Below are 25,714 nucleotides of genomic sequence, written 5' to 3'. Positions count from 1 at the left end.
GGGGAGAATAATGAAGGTTAAGAAAACGTTGATACGGGCGCTGGCGCCGCTGCTGGCACTCGGCCTACTAACCGCGGCCTGCACCGGCAGCGATGACGCAACCGATGAGCCCGAATTCGAGCCCATTTCCGAAGTGTCGCTGCAGCTGCAGTGGTTCACGCAGGCACAGTTCGCCGGCTACTACGCGGCCCAAGCGCTCGGCTTCTATGAAGATGTCGGGCTCGACGTGGAGATCCTCGAGGGCGGTGTTGACATCGTGCCGGCCTCGGTTCTGGACTCAGGCGCCGCCGAATTCGCGGTCTCATGGGTGCCGAGAGGTTTGGTGCCCCGGGAAGAGGGTGCCAACATCACCAACATTGCCCAGGTGTTCCAGCGAAGCGCCACCTTGCAGGTGTCCTTCGTCGACTCCGGTATCTCGGGGGTGAGTGACCTCGAGGGCCGCACGGTGGGCAACTGGGGATTCGGCAACGAGTTCGAGCTGCTGGCGGGACTTCGCAAGAACGGGCTCGACCCGGACTCCGACGTTCAGCTGGTGCAGCAGAACTTCGACATGCTGGCTCTGATCGATGGACAGATCGACGCGGCGCAGGCCATGATCTACAACGAGTACGCCCAAGTGCTCGAGACGGAGAACCCTGCTACCGGCGAGCTCTTCCAGCCCGAGGACCTCAACGTCATCAACTGGAATGACGTGGGCACGGCGATGCTGCAGGACGCTCTGTGGGCCGACGCCGATCGCCTCGATGACGATCCGGCCTACCGCGATGCGGCTGTCCGGTTCGTTGAGGCCTCGCTGAGAGGCTGGATCCACTGCCGGGACAACCCCGCCGAGTGCGTGCAGATCGTGCTCGACAATGTCCCGACGCTGGGCGAGTCGCACCAGACATGGCAGATGAACGAGATCAGCGCATTGATCTGGCCATCGCCACTGGGCGCAGGCATCATGGATCCTGACCTGTGGGCGCAGACCGTCGAGGTGGCGACCGGCGAGGGCATTCTGGCCTCGGCACCCACCGACGGCGCCTACCGCACCGACATCGCCACCGAGGCGGTGGCGAATCTGCGGGAGGCCGGCATCGATGTCGTGGGTGACGGTTGGCAGCGAGTCACTGTCGAGCTGCTCCCCGGCGGCGAGTAACCACTCGCGCACTCACCAGACCGATTTGGGGGCGGCGGCGAGTCAATCGCCGTCGCCCCTGTCGGCCAGAGACCGCTTTGCGGGGAGCATTTGTGACGCTCGGGCCAGGCTCTGGTCAGGCCTCGTCAACGATGCGCCGGATCTTCGCGGCGAATCGCGGGATGTCCTCGGTGACCGCTTGCCAGAGCACGTCGATATCGGTCTTCCAGTACTCATGGATCAGGAAGTTCCGCATGTCGGCCGCTGCTCGGAGTTCGTCAAGATCGGACGCTGAACCGAGACTTGAGGCGAGCCACGTGGCGGCCTCACCGATGACGAGCAGCCGGTAGACGCATGCGTCTTGGCGAATCGCATCGCGTCTGAATTCATCGTGGCCGACTGCTGCATAGAGCGCAACTGCCTCGGCCGCTTCCAGAATGTGCTGCCACCGATGCCGGTCTGCGCCGGTCACAGTGTGATGGCCTCAGCGAGGACCGCTTCACGCTGAGCATCTGTCATGCCGCCGTCTGTCGCAAGATGCACCGGAGCCTCAAGGAGTTGCTCCAGCTCCAACCTCAGCCGAGCCAGATCGAACAGCCCAGTCCCGCGGCCCGTTGAGACGAGGATGTCGATGTCGCTGTCGGGGCGCGCTTCGCCACGAGCGACCGAGCCGAAGATGCGTATGTCGCTGATTCCGTACTTTCGGGCGATCGCGGAGATGTGCCTACGGCTTCGCAACACTCGGTCAAGCTGGGTCGAGCGGCCAGGTCCACCGCCTTGGGCGAGAAACTGCTCCAAGCTCGCTTGCAGCACTGCAGTCACCGAGGGTGGCACCGGCTGCTCAGCGACGAACCGGTCCAAGCCAGCCTCCAGCTCGTCAGGAATGGTCACCGTGACGCGCCTCATGCGCTGACGTTATCAGCAGGTGGCATCATTTGCATCAATTGATTCAACTGATGCCAGCAACAGTTCGGAAAGGCCATCGCCCATACGGTGGCCGACCTGAACTGTTCATCCGTCCGGACCATCAGGGGACAGCTACAAAGATCGACACGACATGAGACTTGGCAATTGGCTCACTGCGCGGCGGGGGCATCGCAATCGTCCGATGCACCCGGCGCATTTGACGCGGCAGTAGGCACCGCATGCATGCTCGGTAGATCGACGCGGTGGCGAGCGGTGATGTCTTCAGAATCTGAGGCCGACGGCATTCGTGTCACAGGGGTTTCGTAGTGTCGAACACATGTTCATATCACCCCCGAACCGCGAGACCGCAGAGGTTGCAGGCGGCACAGGCATTCGCCCTCTCCTTTCGGATCGGCCGTGTCCGGGCATCGACTTCGAGAGGGTTGTCTGTGAAGTCCGGGCTCTGCGGACCGGACGGGCGCAGCTCGACGACCAGCAGGTGTTGGGTGCGCTCGCAGCCGTGCAGCGAACGCTGAATGCGCTCGAAGTTGCTCGGGCGGCGCTCGTCGACGAAGTGACTCGGCGGCAGCTGCACACCCAGCGCGGCGAAGTCTCAGCGGCCGAGACGCTGATGTCGATCGGCTCACTGGGCCAGGCTGCGGCGCGGCGCGCCGAGCGAGAAGCGGCAGCAATTGCAGGGAACGACGAGGTGGCTGAGGCGTTGTCGAGCGGTTCGATCACCACCGATCAGGCTGCTGCGGTCGCTTCGGACGACGTGCCCGAACCCGTGCGCAGCGAACTGCTGGACGGCGCGGCCCAGCAGACTGGCGACCAGACACGCCGAAGAGTCCGGCGATCCGAGGCAGCCCATCGGTCCGAGACCGACGCAGCCCGGCGTACTCGCCAACGCGCGGCGCGGCAAGCGTCGATGTGGATCAGCGAGCATGACGGCATGTGGAACCTGGCGGCGAAGCTCGACCCCGAGACCGGCGATCAGGTCAAGCGCCGGCTGGAGCGAGTCATGGGGCGCGAGTGGCGATCCGACAAGGATTTGCCTGCGATGAAGCGGCGGACCGTCCCCCAAAGGGCCGCGGATGCCCTCGTGCTCATGCTGTGCAGCCCCGGTGTCGGGGCGTGTCCTTCAGATCAGGACGATCCGGCTTCGAGCGAGCACGGCCATCCGGCGTACCCGTTCAACGATCGGGATGCCCAGATGATCGTGACCGTCGAGCTGGAAACACTGCGAAACGCCACGATGGGCACCTGCCCGGGAGCGAGCGGGGGCAGGGGAGTCGGGCGGGCGTCGCGGACCATTCCCCCGGCCATCCGCAGGGCGCTGATCGCACGGGACGGAGGCTGCGTCTGGCCCGGCTGCGGTGCAGCACCGATCGGCTGCGTGGGACATCACCTGATCCACTGGTCCGACATGGGGCCGACCTGTCTGGCAAATCTGGCCCTGCTGTGCCGCCGGCACCACAACTTCCTGCACGAGCACAACCTCGATCTGCGACCCCCCGACGCGCTCGCCTCCGGCCGACTCGGCATGGCCGAGCCAGTTGACACGGCAGGCGCACAATTGGCGACGCAGCCGGAACAAACCATGCAGTGGATCGTCATCGGATTGGAGACAAGCCACGCACCGAACGCAGAGAATTCCCTCCCGCAGCTGTGCTGAACGGTGAACCGCCGGGCAGGGTCCCGCAGCCGTCAGTCCAAGATTACCTTGAATTTCGTCCACTGTTCAACTGATTTTCAAGGATAGAGTTGTTGACGTGCAATTCATTCCTCGCCCGGTTGACGAACGAGCGTTAGGCGCTGCCGTCGCGCATGCGCCAGTGACATTGCTCACCGGACCGCGCCAAGCGGGCAAGTCGACGCTGGTCCGTCGGGTCCTCGAACCCTCGCCGGCAGCGTTCTTTGATCTGGAGGACTACCGCGATCAGGCTCGGCTTGCCGAGCCCATGCTCGCCCTGCGCGACAACGGCGAGACCATCGTGATCGACGAAGCGCAACGCATGCCCGATCTGTTCGCATCGCTTCGGGTCCTTGTGGATGAGAACCGGCGACCGGGCCGATTCGTCGTCCTCGGCAGCGCCTCACCGGATCTGACCGGGCTGAGCGCAGAGTCACTCGCCGGGCGAGTGAGCTTCGTCGAACTCTCGGGCTTCCGCCTGGAGGATCTCGGCGGACGGCATCTCGACAACCTCTGGCTGCGCGGCGGACTGCCTCCCTCGTACTTGGCACCGGATCTGGCAGCGTCGAACCGCTGGCGCGACGACTACATCGCGACGTTCCTCGAGCGCGACCTTGCCAACCTCGGCTTCCGCATCCCCGCGGTTGCAATGCGGCGGTTCTGGACGATGGTCGCCCACTATCACGGCCAGACCTGGAATGGCGCCGCCGTCGCTCGGTCGATCGACGCATCAGCAGCCACCGTGCGCCGGTGCCTCGACGCACTTACCGATGCTCTCGTCGTGCGCCAACTGTCACCCTGGTTCGCCAATATCTCAAAACGGCAGGTGAAGGCACCCCGGGTCTACATACGCGACACCGGCTTGTTGCATCGACTGCTCGGCATCGCGGATCACGTCGAGCTCGAGCGGCATCCGCAGCTTGGCGCAAGCTGGGAGGGCATGGTCATCGAGCAAATCCTTGCCCGACTCGACGGCTCAGCCCAGGCAACGGCGGCGGTCTGGTCAACTCACAGCGGCGCCGAACTCGATCTACGCCTCGAAGTCGAAGGGCGGACGCTGGGAATCGAGATCAAGCGGACCGAGCGTCCCTCGGTGACTCGCTCGATGCGCAGCGCCCTGGCCGACCTAGATCTCGACCACCTCTTCGTCGTGCACGCCGGCGCGCACCGGTTCGCTCTCGACGAACACATCACCGCCGTCGGTGCCGTCGAACTGCTGGCGGACGAGAACCCGCTCATCGACACGACATGAGACTTGGCAACTGGCTCACTGCTCGGCGGGTGGATCTGCTCCTGGCTGTCGCGGCGACAGTGGCGGCCGGGTCCGGGCTGGCGTCCTGGGCGGTGGGCACCGGCTGGGCCCGCTGGTTGACGGTCATGCACGCCCTCGCCGGCCTGAGCCTGCTGGCGCTGGCCCCGGCCAAGCTCCGGGGCTCGGTGCGCACCGGGCTGAAGCGCCGCCGCGCCACCCGGTGGCTGTCGATGCTGCTGGGAACGTTGGTCGCAGCCACCGTCGTTCTCGGCGTCCTCCATGCCACCGGACTGTGGCACGGGGTGGGCTACTGGTCGGCGCTGTGGACCCATGTTCTGCTGGCCGCGCTGCTGGCTCCTCTGTTGGTGTGGCATATCGTCAGCCGACCGGGTCGCCCGAAAGCGGCCGACCTCGACCGCAGGGCACTGATCGGCGGGGGCATCGCACTGGCGGCCGCTGGCGCGGTGTATTGGATTCAGCAGCTGACGGTGGGCGACAACCGGCGATTCACCGGCTCACACGAGATCGCCTCGTTCAACCCGTCAAAGATGCCAACGACCATGTGGCTCAACGACCAGTCGCCCCGAGTGGCCGCTTCGGACTGGGACCTCACTGTCGCAGGCGAGCCGGTGACGCTCGAGAGCTTGGGGGCCCGGGCCACGCCGGTGCCGGCGGTCCTCGACTGCACGGGTGGGTGGTGGAGCCGCCAGTCATGGGACGCGGTGCCGCTGGCCGAGCTGATGCCGTCGGTGGATGCACCCACGTTGGAAGTCACATCGGTGACCGGCTACAGCCGCCTGTTCCCCGCTCGCGACGCTGCCAACCTGTACCTGGCCGTCGGCTACGGCGGTGAGCCGCTGCGCCGCGGACACGGCTCCCCAGCGCGGCTGGTGGCCCCTGGAAGGCGGGGCTTCTGGTGGGTCAAGTGGGTGAGCAGCATCGACCCCGTCGACCGCCCTTGGTGGCTCCAATTCCCGTTCCCGCTGGAATAGCCCGCCGTCGCTGGCCGCCGCTGCGGTCGGTCTCTCATCGAGTCGACTGCCGCGATCTCACATGGCTGACTGACCCGGCTGACATATTTATATCGACATTCGCGATGATATGATCGAAAGTGTGAGTAGATCGGCACCAGCGCTCGTCCCGCTCTTCAGGTCGGATCAACAGCTCCGCATCCTGGGCGTCCTGTTCGCTGGCGCAGAAGACGAACTCAGCATCGGGGAACTTGCGGAACGAGCCGATGTCGCGCAGGCTACAGCGAGCCGAGAAGTGGCGCGCCTCGAAGAGCATGGCCTCGTGGTCTCGCGGACGATCGGCCGCAATCGGCTGGTCCGCCCCAACTGGAGTCTCCCGTGGGCCCTGGAGCTGCGGTCCATCCTCATGCAGACCGTCGGCGTGGTAGGGCGTCTCGGCGAAGCGATCAGCGGCGTGGGCGGAGTGGACAGTGCGTTCGTGTTCGGTTCGTGGGCAGCGCGCTACAGAGGTGAGCCGGGTCCATACCCGAAAGATGTCGATGTCGTCGTGGTCGGCGGCGCTGAATTGCGATCGATTCGCCAGGCATGTCGAAAGGTGGAACGGAATCTGCACGTCGAGATCAATCCGATCGTGATCGACCGTGCCATCTGGGATTCCCGAACGCCGGAGCCATTCATCGCCCAGATCAAAGAGCAGCCGCTTGTACCGATCCTGTTGGAGCACGACCGTGACAGTTGACTGGCTCGCCGAGGCGATCGCCACGCGTGACCTGGAGCGAGTCAAGCCCAACATGGGGGCGGCCGGTGAGCGCGTCAACGACGCCAGGCGACATATCCGCTCGGCTCGGATGCTCGCGGAGGACGACACAACGCTCGCCCTGGCCGCGTGCCGCGACGCAGTACGCAAAGCCGTGACCGCCCACATGGCCGCGAATGGCCTCCGCGTACGCGGCGGCGAGGGAACTCACCGAATCACACTCGACTACGCCCGCCACCAATAGGCAGATGCAATCACCGACGAAGATCTCGTCAATGCGGACGAGATCCGTCAAGACCGCGCCATTGCTGAGTACGGAGACTTTGCTTCCAGGAAACGACGGGACGCATGTCCGGGCCGCAGCCGACGTAGCCGAACGCATCGTCAACGCTGTCGCCGAGGCACTCGCGTCTGCCTCGAATTAGCCAAGGCGAAATTGTTGATCACAAACGGCAGCTCGGGTGCGCCAGTCCAATGACTCGCGGAATGTCTTCAGTAACAACTTGCCAGATGACTTCGACATCGATCCTGCGGCTCTCTTCAAAGAAGCGCTGACCAAGAATTTCCAGCGGCCGCTGCGCGCATCAATGAAGGGCGGATCAAATGATCCGCCAGACGTGCCCTCAGGATCAAAGCCGCCGCCGCCGTTGCGGCTTCAATGAAGGGCGGATCGATTGATCCGCCAGACCCGGCAAGACCGGCATCGGGGTGCTGGTGTGCTCGACCGGCTTCAATGAAGGGCGGATCAATTGATCCGCCAGACCGTTCGGGAGCCTGACGTACAAGTCCTCCAGTTGGAAGCTTCAATGAAGGGCGGATCAATTGATCCGCCAGACAAGATCGCCGCGATGAGGAACCAGGTGGCAACCACGCTTCAATGAAGGGCGGATCAATTTATCCGCCAGACCCCATGGGGTCGTCTTCGCCTGTGTGGTCGATCTCAGCGCTTCAATGAAGGGCGGATCAATTGATCCGCCAGACGTCTGCGACCACTGCCACAGCGCGGGTCAGCTTGCGCGCTTCAATGAAGGGCGGATCAATTGATCCGCCAGACGCTCCTGGGCGCGCACGAGCGCTTCGCCGACACGCCAGCTTCAATGAAGGGCGGATCAATTGATCCGCCAGACCTGAGGATTCGGCGCGTGCCGCCGCCGAGTTCAACGAGCTTCAATGAAGGGCGGATCAATTGATCCGCCAGACCCGACGCATCGACCCGGTACGCCGTCGCGGGCTGCAAGCTTCAATGAAGGGCGGATCAATTGATCCGCCAGACCTCGGGGAGATGGCTCAAATATTCGGACGGTCCAAAGGCTTCAATGAAGGGCGGATCAATTGATCCGCCAGACCTCGACCGGAATGCCTCGTCGGCACACCCAGACCGGGCTTCAATGAAGGGCGGATCAATTGATCCGCCAGACCTGCCCAACCGATTCACATCACATTCCGCCGCTCCGCTGCTTCAATGAAGGACGGATCAATTGATCCGCCAGACTCTCGGGGTTGTCGTGGATCCAGCGGTGGCATGGACGGGCTTCAATGAAGGGCGGATCAATTGATCCGCCAGACCTCGACCGGAATGCCTCGTCGGCACACCCAGACCGGGCTTCAATGAAGGGCGGATCAATTGATCCGCCAGACCCTGGTTTCGGGCCGACAACAGCGGCGTCCTGCGCCAGCTTCAATGAAGGGCGGATCAATTGATCCGCCAGACGGATAGATGCGACGCCCCTTGCCGCGACCGGCACTATGCTTCAATGAAGGGCGGATCAATTGATCCGCCAGACGTGCCAGCGCCGGTCAGGACGCCTGATCCCGCCCAGGCTTCAATGAAGGGCGGATCAATTGATCCGCCAGACCTCGAGGGGGCGGTGCAGCAGGCTCCGACGGGTTTGCGGCTTCAATGAAGGGCGGATCAATTGATCCGCCAGACCCCGGGGGCCCGACAGACAGGACGGTCCAGTGACAGCTTCAATGAAGGGCGGATCAATTGATCCGCCAGACTCGGCTGCCCGTCGAGCTGCCATTGCGCCATCCAGCCGCTTCAATGAAGGGCGGATCAATTGATCCGCCAGACGATGGTCATCGCCCCACCAGCACGTCACCGACACCGTCGCTTCAATGAAGGGCGGATCAATTGATCCGCCAGACCGAACCTGCTCGGGTTCACAAGATCCGTGCTTACGGGCTTCAATGAAGGGCGGATCAATTGATCCGCCAGACCGACTCCCCGATGCAGAGACCGGAATTCGCACACCGCTTCAATGAAGGGCGGATCAATTGATCCGCCAGACCTCCGACTTCCCGTTTCACGTGCTGCCGTGGTTCATAGCTTCAATGAAGGGCGGATCAATTGATCCGCCAGACGACCGTAATCACACGTATGTGCATCGGCGTAAGCCGCGCTTCAATGAAGGGCGGATCAATTGATCCGCCAGACCCGCCGACCCACACCGCGACCGCAGCGACCCAACCCAAGCTTCAATGAAGGGCGGATCAATTGATCCGCCAGACCGGCGGCGCAGCCCGCGTCGATGTCGGCAACCGGGAGCTTCAATGAAGGGCGGATCAATTGATCCGCCAGACCTCAACCCGGATGCCTCGTCGGCACACCCAGATCGGCTTCAATGAAGGGCGGATCAATTGATCCGCCAGACGTCGGCCGAGAAGGACATCCGCTCCGACTGCCGTGCTGCTTCAATGAAGGGCGGATCAATTGATCCGCCAGACCAGGCGGCAGGGAGATCGGGCTGTCGACGGAAGTGGGCGCTTCAATGAAGGGCGGATCAATTGATCCGCCAGACTGAACCCCGCGACGTCCACTCCGTCTAGCGCTACGACGCTTCAATGAAGGGCGGATCAATTGATCCGCCAGACCTGCAACCCGACGCGACCGAAGCGGTCATTCTGCCGTTGCTTCAATGAAGGGCGGATCAATTGATCCGCCAGACGGCCGGGTAACAGTCGGTGTGCGGCCCGACTTGTCTCGCTTCAATGAAGGGCGGATCAATTGATCCGCCAGACGGTCGGCTGGGTGGTTGCCATGACCACAAGTGTAGCAGCTTCAATGAAGGGCGGATCAATTGATCCGCCAGACGCTGAATCGCATACTTTCGCGCTTCGGACGCGACCTTGCTTCAATGAAGGGCGGATCAATTGATCCGCCAGACTGTGTCGCTGTCGGTGGCGGAGGCGACTGGTGCAGGCGCTTCAATGAAGGGCGGATCAATTGATCCGCCAGACCAGGAGGTGCTGCTGAGCGTCGACTGCGACGGGACGCTGCTTCAATGAAGGGCGGATCAATTGATCCGCCAGACCCGAGAACCATCCGGCCATGTCAGCGCCCCAGCGACGGGCTTCAATGAAGGGCGGATCAATTGATCCGCCAGACCCCGGTCAACCCAGGCCCACGCACCGACAAGACGACCCGCTTCAATGAAGGGCGGATCAATTGATCCGCCAGACGTGCTGGTCCTGGGCAGAGGCGATGTGCAGGTGATCGGGCTTCAATGAAGGGCGGATCAATTGATCCGCCAGACCGCTCTCGAAATTTGCCAGGTGTGACCAGCAGTTACGCGAGCAGTTGCGAGCACTCTGTTCTGGAGCGCTCGTAGGGAAGCTTGGATTCGGTTGTCAAGGAGCGAAATCGGCCCGTACTTGCGGGGTGCGAGCGCTCCCCGGGCATTGGGGCCTGACTGGACCGCTCGCATCAGACGATGACAGGTCCAGTCTCGGGCAGCGGCGGCGCGTTGCCGAGGAAATCGAAGCAGTCGCGGCCTCGTTCCGTCGGTTTCCCAAGATCGATGAATGCGACCGTGTCCTCAGTGTGATGGATCACCTCGCCGAGCTCCATCTTGAGCTCGATCAATTCAATACTATCGAGATCGCTGATGAAGACGCTGTAGTGCATTGGCCAACCATACGCCTTCATTGCCTTGTGTACCTTACGGAGGCGTTTCGGATCACTGATGTCATAGGACACCAAGTAGCGGCGGCGATTGCTCATTTGCCTACCTCGTGGTGAATGGAACGTACTCAGGGATCTCGCCGAGCATGCATGCAGCGAGCATCCGAGCCTGCACTTCGAGCACTCGGCGGTAGGTGATCTTGTAGCCGTACGTGGGGTGAGTGATCTCATGGTCGAGGCGACGCTCGTACGCCGCGATCACAGCTCGTCGCGTTGGCTGTTCAAGAGCAACACCTCCTGCTCGCACAACGAATCCCTCCTTCGACACTTCACCGTTGTTCACCGCGTTGACGACCACTGACTCGGCGATGATCGGCCGGAATTCCTCTGCGAGGTCGAGTGCGAGCGCTGGCCGTCCGAACCGTGGCCGGTGATAGACGCCGAGGTACGGGTCGAAGCCGATCGAGAACACGACCGCCGTGAGATCCTTGACGAGCAAGGCGTACATGAACGACAGCAAGCAGTTGACAGGATCGCGGGGAGGCCGGCGGTTGCGGCCGGAGAAGTCGAATGTGCCGAGACGATCGTCCTTCAGCATCGCTGCGAAGCTGCCGAAGTACGAGCGGGCCGCAGCGCCTTCGATGCCCAACAGCGATTCGATCGAATCGGTTTCGCCAGCCTTCGCCGCAAGATCTTTGAGCTGCTGTGCTGCTGCCTCCACCGGCGCACGGGAATTGCGCATGAGCAGTGTGCGCGAGTTGCGAATCTTGCCGACCACCATCTGACGAGCCAGCGACAGGCCCGCCTGCGCTGCTACAGCAACCTGGCGTCGGCGCAGCTCGACATGCTTGGACGGCATTCCGTGAGCTATTCCTTGGAACCAGCCGCCATAGCTGAACCAGCACACAGGGATGTCCTCGCGGAATGCTGCGTGCAGCAACTGCGTGGAAACTTGAACGTTGCCGCTGAGATTGATCTGCGACACGTCGATGAGTCGGTCGCTGCGGACGACTTCGCGGTTGACCTTGACCTCCACGCGGCGCTGGTTGACGCCCAGCCGAGCCCCTTGCTCGGTCACATACAGCGGGCGAGCCTCCGAGTCACGCGGTGTCAAGCGCCTCGGAGCCTTGTCGACGTGACCGGTATGGAAGTTGGTTTCGTCGGGCAAGCAGATGCCGACCAACGAACAGCGAGGACACTTCGGGCTATCCACCAATGGCGGCGGTGATTCGTCTCTTGCTGCGACGGCACGCAGTCTCTCCACCACATCGAGTGTTCGCTCCAGGAGTCGATCATCGAAGTCGACCGTTGTGCGCTCGCGTGATTCATTGAAGTAGAATTGTCCCTGATCGCAGTCGTAGCCGTTGTCTCGCAGGATCAGCCCTATCGCAGCCAGTTGCTGCAGCTCGGGCTCCCAAGCGGGTCCGTGCTTGGGCGGTCGGCCGCGTTTGACTTCGACTGGAACGACCTTGCCGTCCGCACCCTCGACAATGTCGGTCTTCGCGATGAGCCCCAGCCGTTCGGAACTCACGAGCACCGAGCGGGCATTGCGCACCGGGTCGTCTTCGGAGGACTCCCCCATCCGGCCTCCGCCCCGGTCGACAGCTCGATGCACGTAGCGGCCATGGACTGTGTCGGCGTTGTCTTCGAAGCGGCTCTGCACCCACTCCAGGTAGAACAGCCGAGGGCAGTACACGAACTCGTTGACCATCCTGGCCGGAACGAGATCAGGTACTTCAGTCACGCTGCCAGATCACCTTCGCAGGCCCGAACGTTCCATAGCCCCCTTGGTCGCTGCGACGAATCTGCGATTGCATGAGCCGAAGGACGCTCCATGCTGCATACGACACCGCTTCATTGCGCCGACGACCGTCGTCTGCCTGGTGCCCAGAAGCGTGGGCCAACAAGGCCTTGACGGCACCAGGTTTGGCGCAACCGTCCCATAGCGGCCATGTGAACGTGCCACGCTTCCAACTGCCAGAACACCCCTGCGTCTCGGTCCCGCTTGACGATCGAAAGCACGGATACCGGCTGATGCCCAGGAGCGCAAGCATTTCCGCTCCTGGGTTGGTGAGCTTCTTCTCAGAGGAAGGGTTCGTCGCTCTCAGCGCATAATCCCGGTCATCGACGGCGTCCCACATCAACGAGGAGCGCTTGCTCTCGTACCGCCACGGTGAGGTCATGTCCTCGATCACTTCACCCTGAGTTGTCTCAGAGAGGATCTCACGCGCCATCGTCACGAACTTCATTTGGCCAGCCGTGAAATAGAAATCGGACGGCTTGGCCCGCCCGCCGTTGTCGAGGCTGTTCTCGGCTACAAGACACGTCGCGAGTACACCCACCGTGCCCGCGGCTCGCGCTTCGCCGAGGTAGCGGGCGATCGCATCACTCTCCAGCTTCAGCTTCGGGTCGACATCCTCGCTGAGCGCAGGGCCGTCGAGCCACTCTTGCGCCAGGTCATGGGCGCGCTCGGCAATCCCGGCCGCACCGACGCGGGTGCGAACGACGGCATGCGGGACTGCGGTATCAGACCACTGCAACGTCGGCGACTCCCCCGCCTGTTCCAGTGCCACCTGAACGCCTAGTGCCGCAAGGAATCCGAGAGGATTGCTCCCGACGAGGCTTGGTAGTTCGATCTCGGTCATGACGATGCCTCCGGGCGGGGCTCGGTTGCCGGCGAACTCTCTCGGGCGCTCTGGCGGTGGTCGGCGAGACGAAAGATCGCTTCAAGCCACGCAAGCCCGTGGTGTCCGTACTTGGCCGTCAGCTTCCAGAAGCGATCGGCCGTGTCCAAAGCAAGCGACGAATCGCTGAATTCGGACCAGACGCTCATCTGGACACCGTCGAATTCGTAGGACAACTTTCGCGGGCTCGGGTCCGCAACGATGTGAGGCAGTGGTCGACCTCGGCCATGATGCGATGCGACTAGATGCAAGACGAGATCTACGTCGTGGGCGCGAACCAACAGTCCCTCGGCGGACTGCACCAATGCCACGCTCGCGACCTCGTGTCGAACTGGCGGCCACTCGCCTCGTCGAGTCCGCGCGCCTGGCAGTGACTTGGCCAACGGCTCATCTTGAGCCTCGCCACAGACCGGATCGTGGCCGGTCATCTGGGCCTGAAAGCGTTCATCGACCTTGCCGAGGTCGTGTAGTTCGCCGGCCAAACGAAGGTCGCCAACCAGCGGTGCCGACAGGCCCAGCCGGTTTGCAAATTCGTCCGCGAGCTCGCCGACGCCGTCAAGATGGCTGCGCAAGCCGATGCCCGTGCCGGTGAGCGAAGGCGCGTCGTCTTCGCCGCCGAACGTCGCTGGGTCGACCGAACGTTCGACAACCACGTAGTAGTCCTCGATCTGACGGCGATCGCCGGTCGCCGCATCATCTGCCGAGGTCGGCAAGACGAGTTCGATACGGCGGCGGCTTGGCTGGGTGAGATAGCCCAGCGTGTCCCTGAACCACTCGGGTGCATTGCCGACGCCAGCGTCGTGAATCGCGGCGATCCAGGCGCTAACTCGCTCTTCTCTCGACTGGGTCGGCATATCAGCATCTGCGTCTGACCGCTCGCCGCCGCTGGTGGGCCGAGGCATTGCTGGTGCCTCAGCATCCAGCCATTCGTGCAACTGCATCTCCAACTGCTTGTCGAGGCGCAGCGTTCGACACCTTTCGTACGCCCATTGGGCTTCGTCACCAAGATCATTCACGGTGTCTGTGGACTGAACTCCCGCGCTGTCGGAGTCCTGCTCGGGAGCTGGGTTGTCGATGTGGCGAGGATCCCACGTACCTGCTGTGAGACCACCATCGGCAGGGTCCACGATGAGGGTGTCACCTGGCCCGAGCTCGCTGATCAGCACGTACTCAAATGGTTCGGCGTTGCCGGCCTGGTCCGTTCTGCGTGCGAGCCGCAAGACGTGGCGACCCGCGGGTTCGTCAGACCCAGCATTGCCCTTGCTTGCGGCTGAATCAGCGGCGGCAATGCCGACGTCAGCGGTCATGACTTCGTCGGATCCTCGGAGCCATGCCTTCGCAGCCGAGAACGGCACCGACAGATACTCGGCCGGTCGTGGCGGCACCAGCTTCAACGCGTCAAGGCAACGATCCCACCGCCAAGCGATCGAAACCTCGGGCTCGGGCGGGTTCTCATCGAAGCCGTGGAGAAAATCGGTAATATCTGGCTGCACGACCGGCTCAGGACTGGTCTGTGCCCACGCCTCCATGTGCGTCGACAGCAACAGCGGTGCGTCACGTCGAGGGGCGCTGGCGTCAGCCGGGAACCCGTCAAGCTGATCGCTGGCGGGGCCGACGTCGATGTGCCTGTCGTTAACCCGACTCTCCATTTCGCGCCAAGTGGCGCGGACTGCATCGCCGTAGATGAGATCCGGCCGCTTGCCGTCAATGTCGCCATTCAAGCCGAGTATCCAACAGCGCGCTGGATTGCCTGTATCAGCGGCGAGAGTGCCTCGGCGATCAAGTCTGCCGACACGCTGACGCAGGCTGTCGACGGGACACGCCTCGCTGATGAGCGCATCAAAACTGAAGTCTGCGCCTACCTCGATGGCCTGGGTGGCCACAACGACGGTCCGTCCTGCGTTGGCATCTCGCTTGTCAGGGTCAACCAGCGTCGCGATTTCTTCCAAGCGTCGCATGCGGTCCAGTGGTCGCATCCGCCCAGTGATGAGATGCGCTGTAACACCAGCCTCGCTGAGAGCCCGCTGGATCTCACGCGCCGTGCGCACGCGGTTCACGATGACGCCGACGCTGCGCTCGTTCTCATGCAACTCGTCCTTGACAATGCGTAGGACTTCTTTGGGCAACGCGACGTGGGGTGCCTTTCCCGAGACAAGAACCAACTGCGCCCGCTTGGCTGCCCGTGCGATTTGGCGCAGGCGCGCGTTCTCATCGCTCAGACCGTCGAGGTCAACTGCCGCATCAAGTTGGAAGCGTGTTCCCTGCGATGACGTCGGAGTGGCCGACATCTCGACGATCGACCGTCTGCGCGGCAGCAACGTCTTGTTGAACGAGTTGACGGTCTGCTGGGCGTCCACATCCCGCAGCGTGTTCACGAAGGGCCGGCTCAGGTGGACTTCATCGAGGATGACCAGGCAGTCATTGCCTGCCAGACCCGCGTCAATCGGCCGCATCCCTTGGCTCACGCCGTACCCGCGAAATAGCAGCTTGGAGCCGAACTGATCGACAGTCGACACCATCACCCACGGCTGATCGGGCCGGGAGGCCCAGTCGCGATCGAGCGGAATGCCACCTCGCAGCGCGGACACACCCACTGGCTGATCCAATCCGGTGGCGACGTTGTCGAACGCGGACTTGACTCGAAGCAGCACCCTTCTCGTCCCGTCGCGAATGCTGTCGCTGATGCACGCAGCCCGCTCGTAAACCTGATCCACAACGATTCGCCGATCAATGACGAACACGACCCGCCTCGGAAACACGCTCGGTTTCGCAGCAAGCGTGAAAATTGCGGTGTCTAGCACAGCCGTCTTCCCGGTGCCTGTAGGCAGATCGATCACATCGGGCCATCGTTCGTCCGCGAGCACCTGTCTGGTCAGACGCACTTGCCACGGGTAGGGCGAATACCCGTGAACGGCCTCGAAGTAGTCGGCGAAATCGTCAGCCGACAATCCCTCATTGCTCATGGCCATCTCGCCTCTGTGCCGAGTCATGCTGCGTCGGCGGCCCCTCTATCGGCCGCATGAGGCCCATCCCGAGAAAGCGGCCCGCGCCGAGCACGACCGGACCTTCGATGGCCTGCTCAAATCGCACCCTGGCGTGCACCAAGCGTCTCCGGACACCCTCGCCGCGTCGGCTGCCTTGCACAAATGGGGGGTACGCGGCTGTGCGCCGTGCCCCGGAAATGAATGGGTTGAGCGACACGGCAACTTGCTCGGGCTCGGGCAGCCCGACGTGCAGACACGACTGGCGAACTTGTTCCTCCGCGGCTGTCCAAGCCCGTGTGCGCGCCGCAGCGGACCCCTGCGCTAGCCGGCCTGGGTTCTTCGGCAATGCGATCGGCGTCGCGGTTGCCCAGTCACGCGATGTTCGTGACCACGTATGAGGTCTCAGACCGCGTAGTTCGAGGGGCGGCTGCTTGCGCTCGAGATCGATCACTCGTCCGCCGCTCAGCTTGATTCGGCATCGACGCTCTGGCTCAGCCCATTCCCAGTTGCCGATAGAACGAAGCGTCGCTGTCCTGGCAACTGCATCGAGGCCTGCAGGCAACATCACAGCAACCCCCAAGATGCGGCCGTCGGCGTGTTCGCTGCCGACGAAGGGCAGCACAAGGAATGCGATGTGGTCATCGCGAGTCGGGGTTCCATCTGGCAGATGGCCGCTCAGGCCTTCGGGTAGCGGATCAGTCGCGTGATGGAATACCGCTCCTCGTAGCGCTTCCGTGAGTTCGACGGTACGTGACATCGGGTGTCGGCGCTGTGACGGCGGCAACTCGAACACGATCATTTCGCCCGCCATGTCAGGCTTCGGTGGAGCGACGGTCTCGCCATCATCTGGCTCAGCGTCGCCGTACGACACACCGACGAATGGCAGCGAACGCGGTCGAACGCCAGCGTGCAAGAGGTGCATCTGTTCCAGTGCCTCGAGTTGGCCCCGCTGAGTGCCGCGCAACATCCGTGTGCCGGTGCCGGGCCGCAGCGTCGGGCGTGGCGCGTCATCTACGAGACGGCACGACACCAGCGAGGACGAGTGCCCGACTCGGGCTACCCGATCGAGCAAGCCGTCAAGGCTGGCGGCGACCTCCGAGTCGGGCGATGTCGTCCAGCTGTAGACGACTCTCGGCTCAGCGGGCGTGACCGACGGGAATTGGCGCTCTTGCTTGCCGCGTCCGTCTGGAAGCATCTGCCGCGCCGAGTCCGGATTCGTCTTGCCGACGGATGCGATGATCGACCCGACATCACGCTTCTTGTCCATTTGGTCCCGGAGCGACTCAGCCTGGCTGGTCAACTCACCCTTCGACGACTCCAACTCGTCCTCGTACTGATCGAAGAGCTCTGCGAGCTGCGCGGCCTTGTTCCGGTACTGCGCTCCGGCGATCACTGCTGCGTCGTTCACCGGCACGAAGTGACTGAGGGCGCGACGTACAGCCACGTCCTCGTCCCGCGACGCCGCTATCGCCGGATGAGGCTGGCCTTCGAGCCATTCCAACGCATGGCGTTCGACGGGGTCGGGATCATCGGAATCCGCCCATGTCGCAACGAGCGCCGCGAATAGGCGCGCTGGATGCGGCGGCCACTCGTGCTCGCGCCGATCGTGATGCGCCGTGGCGACGTATCGGCCCGTCAACAACGTCACTTCGATGGCAATCACGCCGACTCCGAGACGCCCTCGCGTGCCGACACATCGCGGCTGCGACGCAGCAACTCAATCAGCTTCGGCGCCGGGACCAGCCGGATCTCCTCGGTCTCCCAGCCGATCCCTGCTCGGGCTGCAGCACTAGCGGCTTGTTCGACCAAACGGGCACTTACGTCCCGGTCGATGTCGACGACCACGGGTGCCCCACCGTTTCGGCCAACGATCTCGATCGATGGCGCGTGCTCTGGGATCAGCAAGCAGCGTGAGCGCAAGTCGAAATCCATCTCGTGCCCATACGCCATCGCAGCTACGCCAAGCGCTGCCACAGACGTGCGGGCTTCAACAGCAGCATCTCGGGTGGCGCCCGCGAAGCCCAATCGGCGAAGCGCCGCAAGCGACAGAACCGTGGTCTGCCGCGCCGACGAGATCGTCACACCACCGGCGAGTTCATCGATCGAGGGAGCGATGTTGCCGTGATTTACCTCGGAGGGACGTCCGTCCGAACCGGCAGTCTTGGGCTTGCCCTTCTCCTGCGCTGCGTCCTCCTTCTCGAGCGTCCACCGCTGCTCGGCGTCGCTGTGCTCATAGACCGTGGCCGCATTGCGCTCAATCTGCAGCGGATCGATGCGACTCCCGACCTTGTTGCCGCGCTTCGCATCGAGTCCGACAATTTCAGAGACGAACGCCCGCTGGAACTTCGCACCAAGCCCGCCCTTCGGGCCCGTGGAATCCCATTGGCCGAACAGCAGCGCCGTGGGCGCATAGCGGAACATCGCAGTTGCGTTGCGCGGATGAGCGTCGGTAATGGCTCGTCCCACGTCGGACAGTCGGAACAAGGTTCCATCGAGCAGACTGTCGCGGAAAATGGCATCGGCCAGCCGGTGCGGTGCTTCGAGCACGGTCACCCGACCGATGTCCTCGACACCTTCGGCGTCGCTGAAGTCGACGTACGCAACGGGAAACCCCAATTCCCCGGACTCGGCGCCTTCGAGCAAACCCAGCTCTGCACGGTTCGCCTGGGAAGCCACCGAGTCCAACAGCACGGTGGTAACCACGCTGTCCCCGATCTGGCGCTCCTCGATCGCGTACTTGTGCGCGGCACCGCTTGACGGAACGTAAGTGGGCGGGAACACCTTCCCGCCTTTGCCGTCAGCCGGTTGCAGGCCCAGGATCGAACGAAGCGCGACTGCTCCGCCCGCCACTGCCTCCCGCAGTGTCTCGTAGGTCAACTCAGACATTTGCTGTCCTTTCCGGCGGCACGAAGCCACCAATCAAGTGATTTCAACTATGAACGAGGGGTGTGACACGAATACCAACGCGCGACGCGGGTCCTGCTTTGAAGCGGCGCCGCTGCGAAACAATGGAGGCCGAAAAAAATCTTCCGGCGAGCAGCGACGCAGCGCAGCAGATGTGACCCACACACTCCGTCTTCAATGAGGGCAAGGGCAAAGCCCATGCAACGGCAGTCACCACTGCACGGATGCGTGGGCCAACTACGCAAGTTCGGCGTGACCGCACCCGATACACCAGAGCGTGGCCCAGCCTCGGGCGAGCAGTTGCAGCAAGATTGCGAACAAATAAGGCGCAGTCTCGGATACGCGGCCTGAACTCGAGCCGACACCAGAAACGCTTGTGCTTGGAGCTGGTGACTGAACCAGATCACAATCATCGCTGTCGGTGATGACCTCAAGCGATTCTGTGCAGAGCCCTCGCACGACAACCCCGCCGCAGCAGACTTCATCAATCGAGAACCGTCCGAGTACCGCTCGCATGTTCACCTCCTTGGTAACTGCTGGCTGGGCCTCTACCGTAGCATTCAGCCGAGAGATCAAGCGACTGTGACAAATTACTGCACGCCGCAAATGTGACTCACACACTACGCAAAACAAGGCACGGGGCCACCCAGCATCGCCGTGACACCTGTGGGACCGTCGTGAACTGAAGCCGTTAGGTACCCCGCCGCACCGCGAGCACGACATCGCACATCTCGTTGCGCGGCTGCCTTCGGACGAGCAAAACACATAGACCGCGCTTACCGCCGGCATCGATATCTCTGAGGTCCACATCTGCCGCCAAGCCGGTACCTACACCGCCAACCTCCCGTTTGACGGCTTTGACCACGACGTCCCGTCCTCACCTGCCACGGCCGCTGCCGATGTCGCGATCCACGTCACCGACTCCTGCGCCGCCGCGGGCATCGACTCCGACGACGTCCACCTCAGCCATCGCATCCAGCACCGCCTGCGCGCGACGCTGGTCGAGCCGCTGCAGATCGAGCCTTCCCACCCCATTTCGCGGGCTCAGCGGACCAGACGAGGACAACGACACACACGCGTGATCTGTGAGGTCTGCGGTGTAAGCGGCCATTGCGCCTCGTTGAACGCACGCAGCTTGCCTGCCAGGGGCAGCTAATCGCCGCCGTCGGATTGCCGGCCGGGTTCGGCACCAGCGTCTCGAGCACGCTTGAGCGCAGCTGATTCGATCTCGTTCGCCGCTCGATCGCGCATGTCAGCGAGGTGGTCCTGGACCTCAGGCACTCGTGCGGCGAGGTGTTGCAGCGCCTCGTCGCACATCTGCCCGAAGCCGGGATCGGACGGGAGAGTGCCGGGCGATTCGAGCAGCCTGATGATCTGCCCGAGAACATGGGGCGGATGGCCATATCCGTAGCGCTGGCAGTAGAAGGTCAGCCCGGTCTCCAAGCGGCATGCCCCGGTCTGGTCGAGCGCAGCAATGTCGATGTAGTCGCGCATTTTCGCCCGGCGCAAGATGGCGTCGAGCTTCGTTGCCATCAGATCCGGAATGGACCCGACACGCATTCCGTTGATCTCTTCACCCTGCTGGATCCACCTCATCTGGGAGGGATCGACATCGTTGCTGGCCAGCGCTCGGAACACGTCGATCTTCACACCGTCGACGACCCCGTGAAACATGTTGCTCGCCACTTCGATGGTCTCGACAGACTCCGCTGCCTCGCGGAGATGACGCTCGATCGACTTGCCGGAGAACGCTCTCAGCGTCATCACGTCGAGGTCTTCGGACACTCGATGCTGCAAGTGAATGGCGACCGCCGTGCCACCCATCAAGACGCCGTCGGTTTGCTCAGCGCACTGTGCGGCCAGTGGCCAGAGTCGCCGCAGGCTCTCGGGCAGGACTTCGGCCAAGTCGTCGAGGCTGCTCATCACGCTGCAACGCGTCTCGTGATCTCGGCGTCGATCATCTCGGCTGTCAAGCCGGTGTCGCATCCTCGAACCGTGCGGCACTCGCGCAGCACGCTGATGGGAAGATTCGACAGAGCCCAGGCTCGAGCACAGGGATCCCGACCCCCGATCATGGTCTCTGCAATATGCAGACCGTGCTGAGAGATGCGAAGCGTCTCGGCCGCCGCCCCGGACCAGAAGCAGTGCCAGTACCTCTCAGGAACACGATCTTCGAGATCGTCGGGCCGCCGGGTCGGAACCTCACGCAGGTACCCAAGGACACGCATGCAGCCTTCGGACCAGGACAGCCGCCACAGCGTCACCTTCCTGGTCCCGTTGCCCCAGCTGATCGTTTCGGGTGAGCCTGCAGCGAAGCCACGCTCTTCGAGCGAGGCCAAGCAGCGCAGCGTCTGTGCATACGACACCCCACTGAGATGCGCGAGTTTCGCCGCAGTAGCCCCGAAGGGCCGAGCTCGCAGCGCGTTCATGGTCGCCTTAGCCCCTGCGCTCAGAGACCGCAGCGGATTGTCTTGTGCGCGCAGAATCACCGACAGCTGATCGCGCTGCCACCCGTCCTGCGACGCCGGGCGCGTCGAGCGAGCCGCCACGAGGAACTGGAGACGCTCGGACCTCCCGCATTCCGCCACCGGCGCAAGCAGCGCCACGATCTTGCGGGCGGTCACCAGCGACACGCTGACTGCGGCAGCGATCGTTGCCGCAAAGAGAGTGTCGATCTCGACGATGCGGAGCCAATCGGCCGGGGAGAGCTTCGTCGCGTGCATGCGCGTTCTGGTCGCAGCGGTGAACCGCTTGCGACAAGCCGCGCAGCGCCACTTGGTCCACGCCGAGCCATCAGGGGCAACCACCGACAACCTCATGCCGCCGCAGTGCGGGCACGCCGGCACGGGGCCATTCCATCGCGCTTCGCAGATCAGGACTTCGGGCGTACCGAGGGCCGCGGCCTCCATGAAGTCATTCTAGCACTGCCGGGCTTTTTTCTTTCAAATGCGACTAACAATGCAAGCGCACATTTGCCGGACGACCGATAAACAACTCTGCGTGATCCGTCGATGGTGGTCGGAGACCTCAGCAGTTCTTCGGACCCCAGGGGCGGTGATGGTGTCGTGACTTCAGGGATCCCACAGGCGGTCTGCCGGGACCACGAAGATCCGGTCTTCGAGGCAGCGGGCGATCTCAGCCAGCAACGTTGACTTGCCCACGGTACGCGGCCCTTGGAGCGCCACCTCCGGCTCCTCGGCAAGCCGATCCGACACGATCCTCGCCATCCGCCGGTCAACATGGGGCGCCACGCTCTCGAGCTAGCCGAATCAAGAATTTGGAGAGGCTCTCCCAAAGGATTTGGAGCAGGTCCTATCAAGGATTTGGAGCTGCATTTCCGACTGCCTCGCCATCAAGGCCGATGCGGACGCTGATGATCACCGTGGCCTGTTTGACGCTGACCACTTGGGTGCTGCTGACCGTCAACGCCCTTACCTGAGCCCTCCACGAGCTAACAACTAGCGTCCGCGCCATGAACGCAGACATGGGAACTGCTGGGGACGACGCAGGAGCGGCAGCAAGCGGCAGCACCGGCGAGCCGGTGGTGCTGTACGAAGAGGCCGACTCGGTCGCTTTCATAACGCTGAACCGGCCCGAGCGCATGAACACGCTGACCGAGGGCGTCATTGCGGGGGTGGCGGACGGGATCGATCGGGCGACGGCATCGAGGGACGTCCGCTCGATCGTGCTCCGAGGCAGCGGCCCAACGCTGACGGCGGGCTATGACCTCAACCCGGGCGGGGGCAGCACCCGTGGCGGCAGCCACGGCAATGTGACAGCGAGCACTGGAGAATCGAGTTCAGGGGAACTGTACGACTCGTGGGGCAGCCCTTACAGCGCTCCTGGTCCGAAGCCGCGCGAGGGTGCCTGGGACCCTGTCCGGGACTGGCAGTTCATGGGCCACAACGTGAAGCGGTTCATGAAGATCTGGGAATGCCCCAAGCCGGTGCTGGGGCAGATCCACGGCTGGGCAATCGGCGGAGCCACCGACATGATCCTGTGCTGCGACCTGCTGTTCATGGCCTCAGATGCGTACATCGGCTATGCCGCCTCACGCATCTACGGCACGCCCACCACGATGATGTGGGTCTACCGCCTGGGCCTCGAGCACGCCAAGCAGTTCTTGCTGTCGGGCGACGCCATTGACGCCGAGACGGCCCATCGCATCGGGCTGGTCGCCTACGTGTACCCGCCCGACGAGCTCGGCGAGCAGATTGAGGCGTTCGCCCGCCGGCTTGCGCACATCCCCGCGAATCAGCTGGCGCTCAACAAGCTGCTCATCAACCAGGCGTTCGAGAACATGGGACTACGCACGAGTCAGCTGCTCGGCACGTTCTTCGACGGTGTCACTCGGCATACCGAGGAGGCCTACCGCTGGGTGGAGGATTTCGAGACGAAGGGCTTCCGCCAGGTCATCGCTGAGCGGGATGCTCCCCACGGCGACTACGGCGAACGGCCGCGATGAGAGGGCAGGCGGGCGACGGCCTGACGCTGGTCCTGCTGCACGGCTTGGGTGCCAACCGGCACGTGTGGGACGTCGTGGCCGAGCTGTGGGGCGGCGATGTCTACGCACCAGACTTTCGCGGGCACGGTGAGGCACCGTGGCGTGGGCACTACTCGTTCGGGGCGATGGCGGCCGACGTGGCCGAGGCGCTGCAGCGTGACCACGGCCGGGGGCCGTACGCGGTCGTCGGACACTCAATGGGCGGTGCGGTCGGGCTTGCACTCGCCTCGGGCTGGTTCGGACCGCCGCCGACGCACGTGGCCACCATCGGGGTGAAGCTGCGCTGGTCCGACGAGGAGCTGTCCCGCATCGGCGACCTCGCTGCGCGGCCGCCGCGCATGTTCGAAGACCGGGACAGCGCCGTCGAGTGGTTCATGAAGCTGTCGGGTCTATTTGGCGTGTTCGCACCTGATGACCCGCGTCTCGCGGCAACGATCGACTCAGGTGTGATCGCCGATCAGGCCTCAGGCGCAGTAGGCGCCGATTCGCTCTGGAGAACCACCCAGGATCCCGCCACGGTCGGCGTCGGCCCGCCGGAAATGACGGGCTTGCTGCCCGCAGCTAAGTGCCCGGTGGTGATGGCGCTGGGAGAGCACGATCCGCTCGCCGCCCCCGATCATCACGACGACCTGGCCGCGACTGCCGCGACAAACCCGTTCGCCGCCGGGGTCACAACACCGCACGTGTTCTACGGCCTCGGCCACAACGCCATGGTCGAGGACCCTCGGGCTGTCGCAGCGTGGCTCGCGACCCTTCCCGCATTCGCTGGGACTTCTTGAAGTTCAGTCTGAGGTAGGCGAAGCGTCGGGCGGGAGCCGGCGAGCGCGGCGAACCGCCCAGACTGCGAGCGCCACGGCCGCAATGGTGACGAGCATCAGCGCGGTGTGCACAAGCTTGAATCCGGTGGTCTGCGTGCTGTCGGCCCAGAGCTGCGCGCTGCGTAAGGGCCAGTAGAGCACCGACAGCGTTGCCAGCATCACGAACCACCTCGGGCCGAACTTGCCTGAGACAGCCCAGACCAGCGTCGCGAGCCCGAGATTCACAAACATGAGGGCAACGAGCACGCGCCACAGCGTTCCCCCGAAGCCGAGGTCGCCCGCTTGGGCGACGTTGACGATGCGAGTCAACCAGATCGCCACGGTCCACGCCGCCAGAATCAGCAGCGGAAATCGAGCGCCATTCGGGCGCAGCGGCGCCTTGTTCGTGGACTGCATCACCTTGATGATGCCGCCGCTCGTGCGTGTTTCCGGACCGTTGCTAGCCCTCTTCGAGCGGCAGGTCGCCCGAGATCTTCACGCACTCGCCGCCATCGATGTCCATGACGTGCCCGGTCAGCCAGGTCGCGGCCGCCGAGAGAAACAGTGCCGCCTCGCCGATGTCAGACGGCTCGCCGAGCCGCTTCATCGGCAGCTGGTTCGCGATTATCTTCCCGCGCGGCCCATCCCAGAGCACTCGCGCAAAATCGGTGCGAATCAGCCCCGGGGCGATGCAGTTGACCCGCACATTGGGACCCAACTCGGCTGCGAGTTGGCGGGTCATGTGCATGAGCGCGTCCTTGAACATGCAATAGACGCCCAGCGCTTCGGAGGTGTGGTGCCCGCCGACCGAGGCAATGTTGATGATCGAGCCGCCGTGGGTGGACATCCACATCTGCCACGCCGTCTGGGTCCACTGCAACGGCGCCCGCAGGTTCACTTCGTAGGTCTTGTCGAGCCGCGGAACGTCGCAATCGACCATCGGACCGGCCCACGGGTTGGTCGCGGCGTTGTTGACAAGGATGTCCAGCGATCCGAAGTGCTCGATGGTCTCTCCCATCACACGCTCGGCCTGATCGAGATGGCCGATGTGCGAGGCGATGTAATCGCACTCGCCGCCAATGTCGGCAACAGCGGCCTCGCACTTGTCGGCCTTGCGGCTCGTGATCATCACGTTCGCGCCAGCATCAGCGAACGACTTCGCGATGCCCTTGCCGATGCCAGCCGAGCCGCCGGTCACCAGTGCGGTTTTGCCATCCAGTCGCAATTCCATGCTCAGTCCC

General features: G+C 63.6%; 22 protein-coding genes and 1 CRISPR repeat array. Of the genes, 8 read left to right on the top strand and 14 right to left on the bottom strand.

Features of this window, described 5'->3' with window-relative positions; all coding sequences use genetic code 11:
* Nucleotides 1-10 precede the first annotated feature (10 nt).
* Complete coding sequence (locus ACPXYO_RS09995) at nt 11-1,138, top strand: ABC transporter substrate-binding protein (RefSeq protein ID WP_423919721.1); 1,128 nt, start codon at nt 11-13, stop codon at nt 1,136-1,138.
* Nucleotides 1,139-1,253: 115 nt separating this feature from the next.
* Here the strand turns inward: ACPXYO_RS09995 and ACPXYO_RS09990 are convergent, their stop codons facing one another.
* Both ACPXYO_RS09990 and ACPXYO_RS09985 read right to left on the bottom strand, forming a co-directional pair.
* Nucleotides 1,254-1,589: a DUF86 domain-containing protein gene (locus ACPXYO_RS09990; protein WP_423919718.1), complete on the bottom strand. Its 336-nt coding sequence runs from the start codon at nt 1,587-1,589 to the stop codon at nt 1,254-1,256.
* Nucleotides 1,586-2,023, bottom strand: coding sequence for a nucleotidyltransferase family protein (locus tag ACPXYO_RS09985; RefSeq protein ID WP_423919715.1), 438 nt, complete (start codon nt 2,021-2,023; stop codon nt 1,586-1,588). The genes ACPXYO_RS09990 and ACPXYO_RS09985 overlap by 4 nt, the downstream gene beginning before the upstream one ends.
* 337 nt (nt 2,024-2,360) lie before the next feature.
* On the opposite strand from ACPXYO_RS09985, the gene ACPXYO_RS09980 reads away from it, so the two are divergent.
* From ACPXYO_RS09980 to ACPXYO_RS09960, 5 genes are all read left to right on the top strand, one after another.
* Nucleotides 2,361-3,698: an HNH endonuclease signature motif containing protein gene (locus tag ACPXYO_RS09980; RefSeq protein WP_423919712.1), complete on the top strand. Its 1,338-nt coding sequence runs from the start codon at nt 2,361-2,363 to the stop codon at nt 3,696-3,698.
* A 106-nt stretch (nt 3,699-3,804) separates the two neighbouring features.
* Nucleotides 3,805-4,968: an ATP-binding protein gene (locus tag ACPXYO_RS09975; protein ID WP_423923800.1), complete on the top strand. Its 1,164-nt coding sequence runs from the start codon at nt 3,805-3,807 to the stop codon at nt 4,966-4,968.
* Nucleotides 4,965-5,960, top strand: coding sequence for a molybdopterin-dependent oxidoreductase (locus tag ACPXYO_RS09970; protein ID WP_423919709.1), 996 nt, complete (start codon nt 4,965-4,967; stop codon nt 5,958-5,960). Before ACPXYO_RS09975 ends, ACPXYO_RS09970 begins: the two co-directional genes overlap by 4 nt.
* A gap of 121 nt (nt 5,961-6,081) precedes the next feature.
* Nucleotides 6,082-6,678, top strand: coding sequence for a winged helix-turn-helix domain-containing protein (locus tag ACPXYO_RS09965; protein ID WP_423919707.1), 597 nt, complete (start codon nt 6,082-6,084; stop codon nt 6,676-6,678).
* The gene (locus ACPXYO_RS09960; RefSeq protein WP_423919704.1) at nt 6,668-6,940 is read left to right on the top strand and encodes a hypothetical protein; all 273 of its coding nucleotides are present in this window, start codon (nt 6,668-6,670) and stop codon (nt 6,938-6,940) included. Before ACPXYO_RS09965 ends, ACPXYO_RS09960 begins: the two co-directional genes overlap by 11 nt.
* 337 nt (nt 6,941-7,277) lie before the next feature.
* Nucleotides 7,278-10,232: direct repeats of the CRISPR family, unit length 36 nt; unit sequence GCTTCAATGAAGGGCGGATCAATTGATCCGCCAGAC.
* Nucleotides 10,233-10,402: 170 nt separating this feature from the next.
* On the opposite strand, the gene cas2 is transcribed toward ACPXYO_RS09960, so the two are convergent.
* The 10 genes from cas2 to ACPXYO_RS09910 all read right to left on the bottom strand — a co-directional run bounded on the left by cas2 (nt 10,403) and on the right by ACPXYO_RS09910 (nt 22,423).
* Complete coding sequence (gene cas2 / locus ACPXYO_RS09955; protein ID WP_423919702.1) at nt 10,403-10,699, bottom strand: CRISPR-associated endonuclease Cas2; 297 nt, start codon at nt 10,697-10,699, stop codon at nt 10,403-10,405.
* A gap of 4 nt (nt 10,700-10,703) precedes the next feature.
* Nucleotides 10,704-12,344 (bottom strand): CRISPR-associated endonuclease Cas4g/Cas1g, encoded by a 1,641-nt coding sequence (gene cas4g/cas1g, locus ACPXYO_RS09950; protein ID WP_423919700.1) that lies wholly within the window; start codon nt 12,342-12,344, stop codon nt 10,704-10,706.
* Nucleotides 12,337-13,245 (bottom strand): type I-G CRISPR-associated protein, Cas3-extension family, encoded by a 909-nt coding sequence (locus ACPXYO_RS09945; protein ID WP_423919697.1) that lies wholly within the window; start codon nt 13,243-13,245, stop codon nt 12,337-12,339. Before ACPXYO_RS09945 ends, cas4g/cas1g begins: the two co-directional genes overlap by 8 nt.
* Nucleotides 13,242-16,247, bottom strand: coding sequence for a type I-G CRISPR-associated helicase/endonuclease Cas3g (gene cas3g, locus ACPXYO_RS09940; RefSeq protein WP_423919694.1), 3,006 nt, complete (start codon nt 16,245-16,247; stop codon nt 13,242-13,244). The genes ACPXYO_RS09945 and cas3g overlap by 4 nt, the downstream gene beginning before the upstream one ends.
* The gene (gene csb2 / locus ACPXYO_RS09935; RefSeq protein WP_423919691.1) at nt 16,237-17,931 is read right to left on the bottom strand and encodes a type I-G CRISPR-associated protein Csb2; all 1,695 of its coding nucleotides are present in this window, start codon (nt 17,929-17,931) and stop codon (nt 16,237-16,239) included. Before csb2 ends, cas3g begins: the two co-directional genes overlap by 11 nt.
* Nucleotides 17,928-19,154 carry a type I-G CRISPR-associated RAMP protein Csb1/Cas7g gene (gene cas7g / locus ACPXYO_RS09930; protein WP_423919688.1) on the bottom strand — a complete coding sequence of 409 codons (1,227 nt, stop codon included), beginning with the start codon at nt 19,152-19,154 and terminating at the stop codon, nt 17,928-17,930. Before cas7g ends, csb2 begins: the two co-directional genes overlap by 4 nt.
* Before the next feature lie 895 nt (nt 19,155-20,049).
* Complete coding sequence (locus ACPXYO_RS09925; RefSeq protein WP_423919685.1) at nt 20,050-20,283, bottom strand: hypothetical protein; 234 nt, start codon at nt 20,281-20,283, stop codon at nt 20,050-20,052.
* A gap of 41 nt (nt 20,284-20,324) precedes the next feature.
* On the bottom strand, nt 20,325-21,095 hold the full coding sequence (locus tag ACPXYO_RS09920) for a nucleotidyl transferase AbiEii/AbiGii toxin family protein (protein ID WP_423919683.1): 771 nt from the start codon (nt 21,093-21,095) through the stop codon (nt 20,325-20,327).
* Nucleotides 21,095-22,081, bottom strand: coding sequence for a transposase (locus ACPXYO_RS09915; protein ID WP_423919681.1), 987 nt, complete (start codon nt 22,079-22,081; stop codon nt 21,095-21,097). Before ACPXYO_RS09915 ends, ACPXYO_RS09920 begins: the two co-directional genes overlap by 1 nt.
* Nucleotides 22,082-22,243: 162 nt before the next feature.
* A complete protein-coding gene (locus tag ACPXYO_RS09910; protein ID WP_423919678.1) occupies nt 22,244-22,423 on the bottom strand; it encodes a hypothetical protein in 180 nt (59 codons plus the stop codon).
* 221 nt (nt 22,424-22,644) lie between these two features.
* On the opposite strand from ACPXYO_RS09910, the gene ACPXYO_RS09905 reads away from it, so the two are divergent.
* Nucleotides 22,645-23,637: a crotonase/enoyl-CoA hydratase family protein gene (locus ACPXYO_RS09905; protein WP_423919675.1), complete on the top strand. Its 993-nt coding sequence runs from the start codon at nt 22,645-22,647 to the stop codon at nt 23,635-23,637.
* Nucleotides 23,634-24,455: an alpha/beta fold hydrolase gene (locus tag ACPXYO_RS09900; protein WP_423919672.1), complete on the top strand. Its 822-nt coding sequence runs from the start codon at nt 23,634-23,636 to the stop codon at nt 24,453-24,455. The genes ACPXYO_RS09905 and ACPXYO_RS09900 overlap by 4 nt, the downstream gene beginning before the upstream one ends.
* A gap of 3 nt (nt 24,456-24,458) precedes the next feature.
* Here the strand turns inward: ACPXYO_RS09900 and ACPXYO_RS09895 are convergent, their stop codons facing one another.
* Nucleotides 24,459-24,890, bottom strand: a complete 432-nt coding sequence (locus ACPXYO_RS09895; RefSeq protein WP_423919669.1) for a hypothetical protein — start codon at nt 24,888-24,890, stop codon at nt 24,459-24,461.
* 43 nt (nt 24,891-24,933) lie between these two features.
* Complete coding sequence (locus tag ACPXYO_RS09890) at nt 24,934-25,704, bottom strand: SDR family oxidoreductase (RefSeq protein ID WP_423919666.1); 771 nt, start codon at nt 25,702-25,704, stop codon at nt 24,934-24,936.
* Between the last annotated feature and the right edge of the window lie 10 nt (nt 25,705-25,714).

The sequence above is a fragment of the Candidatus Poriferisodalis sp. genome (assembly GCF_965237655.1).
Classification (GTDB): domain Bacteria; phylum Actinomycetota; class Acidimicrobiia; order Acidimicrobiales; family Poriferisodalaceae; genus Poriferisodalis.
The sequence above is the reverse complement of the archived record's forward strand: the minus strand, read 5'-3'. Positions and strand labels throughout refer to the sequence as shown.

Coding starts and splice junctions, on each gene's coding strand:
- ACPXYO_RS09980 (WP_423919712.1), top strand. CDS start 2,361: ATGTTCATATCACCCCCGAACCGCGAGACCGCAGAGGTTGCAGGCGGC.
- cas7g (WP_423919688.1), bottom strand. CDS start 19,154: ATGTCTGAGTTGACCTACGAGACACTGCGGGAGGCAGTGGCGGGCGGA.
- ACPXYO_RS09890 (WP_423919666.1), bottom strand. CDS start 25,704: ATGGAATTGCGACTGGATGGCAAAACCGCACTGGTGACCGGCGGCTCG.
- ACPXYO_RS09915 (WP_423919681.1), bottom strand. CDS start 22,081: ATGGAGGCCGCGGCCCTCGGTACGCCCGAAGTCCTGATCTGCGAAGCG.
- ACPXYO_RS09925 (WP_423919685.1), bottom strand. CDS start 20,283: ATGGCCGCTTACACCGCAGACCTCACAGATCACGCGTGTGTGTCGTTG.
- ACPXYO_RS09985 (WP_423919715.1), bottom strand. CDS start 2,023: ATGAGGCGCGTCACGGTGACCATTCCTGACGAGCTGGAGGCTGGCTTG.
- ACPXYO_RS09900 (WP_423919672.1), top strand. CDS start 23,634: ATGAGAGGGCAGGCGGGCGACGGCCTGACGCTGGTCCTGCTGCACGGC.
- cas2 (WP_423919702.1), bottom strand. CDS start 10,699: ATGAGCAATCGCCGCCGCTACTTGGTGTCCTATGACATCAGTGATCCG.
- ACPXYO_RS09995 (WP_423919721.1), top strand. CDS start 11: ATGAAGGTTAAGAAAACGTTGATACGGGCGCTGGCGCCGCTGCTGGCA.
- ACPXYO_RS09905 (WP_423919675.1), top strand. CDS start 22,645: ATGAACGCAGACATGGGAACTGCTGGGGACGACGCAGGAGCGGCAGCA.
- ACPXYO_RS09920 (WP_423919683.1), bottom strand. CDS start 21,095: ATGAGCAGCCTCGACGACTTGGCCGAAGTCCTGCCCGAGAGCCTGCGG.
- ACPXYO_RS09945 (WP_423919697.1), bottom strand. CDS start 13,245: ATGACCGAGATCGAACTACCAAGCCTCGTCGGGAGCAATCCTCTCGGA.
- ACPXYO_RS09970 (WP_423919709.1), top strand. CDS start 4,965: ATGAGACTTGGCAACTGGCTCACTGCTCGGCGGGTGGATCTGCTCCTG.
- cas3g (WP_423919694.1), bottom strand. CDS start 16,247: ATGAGCAATGAGGGATTGTCGGCTGACGATTTCGCCGACTACTTCGAG.
- ACPXYO_RS09895 (WP_423919669.1), bottom strand. CDS start 24,890: ATGCAGTCCACGAACAAGGCGCCGCTGCGCCCGAATGGCGCTCGATTT.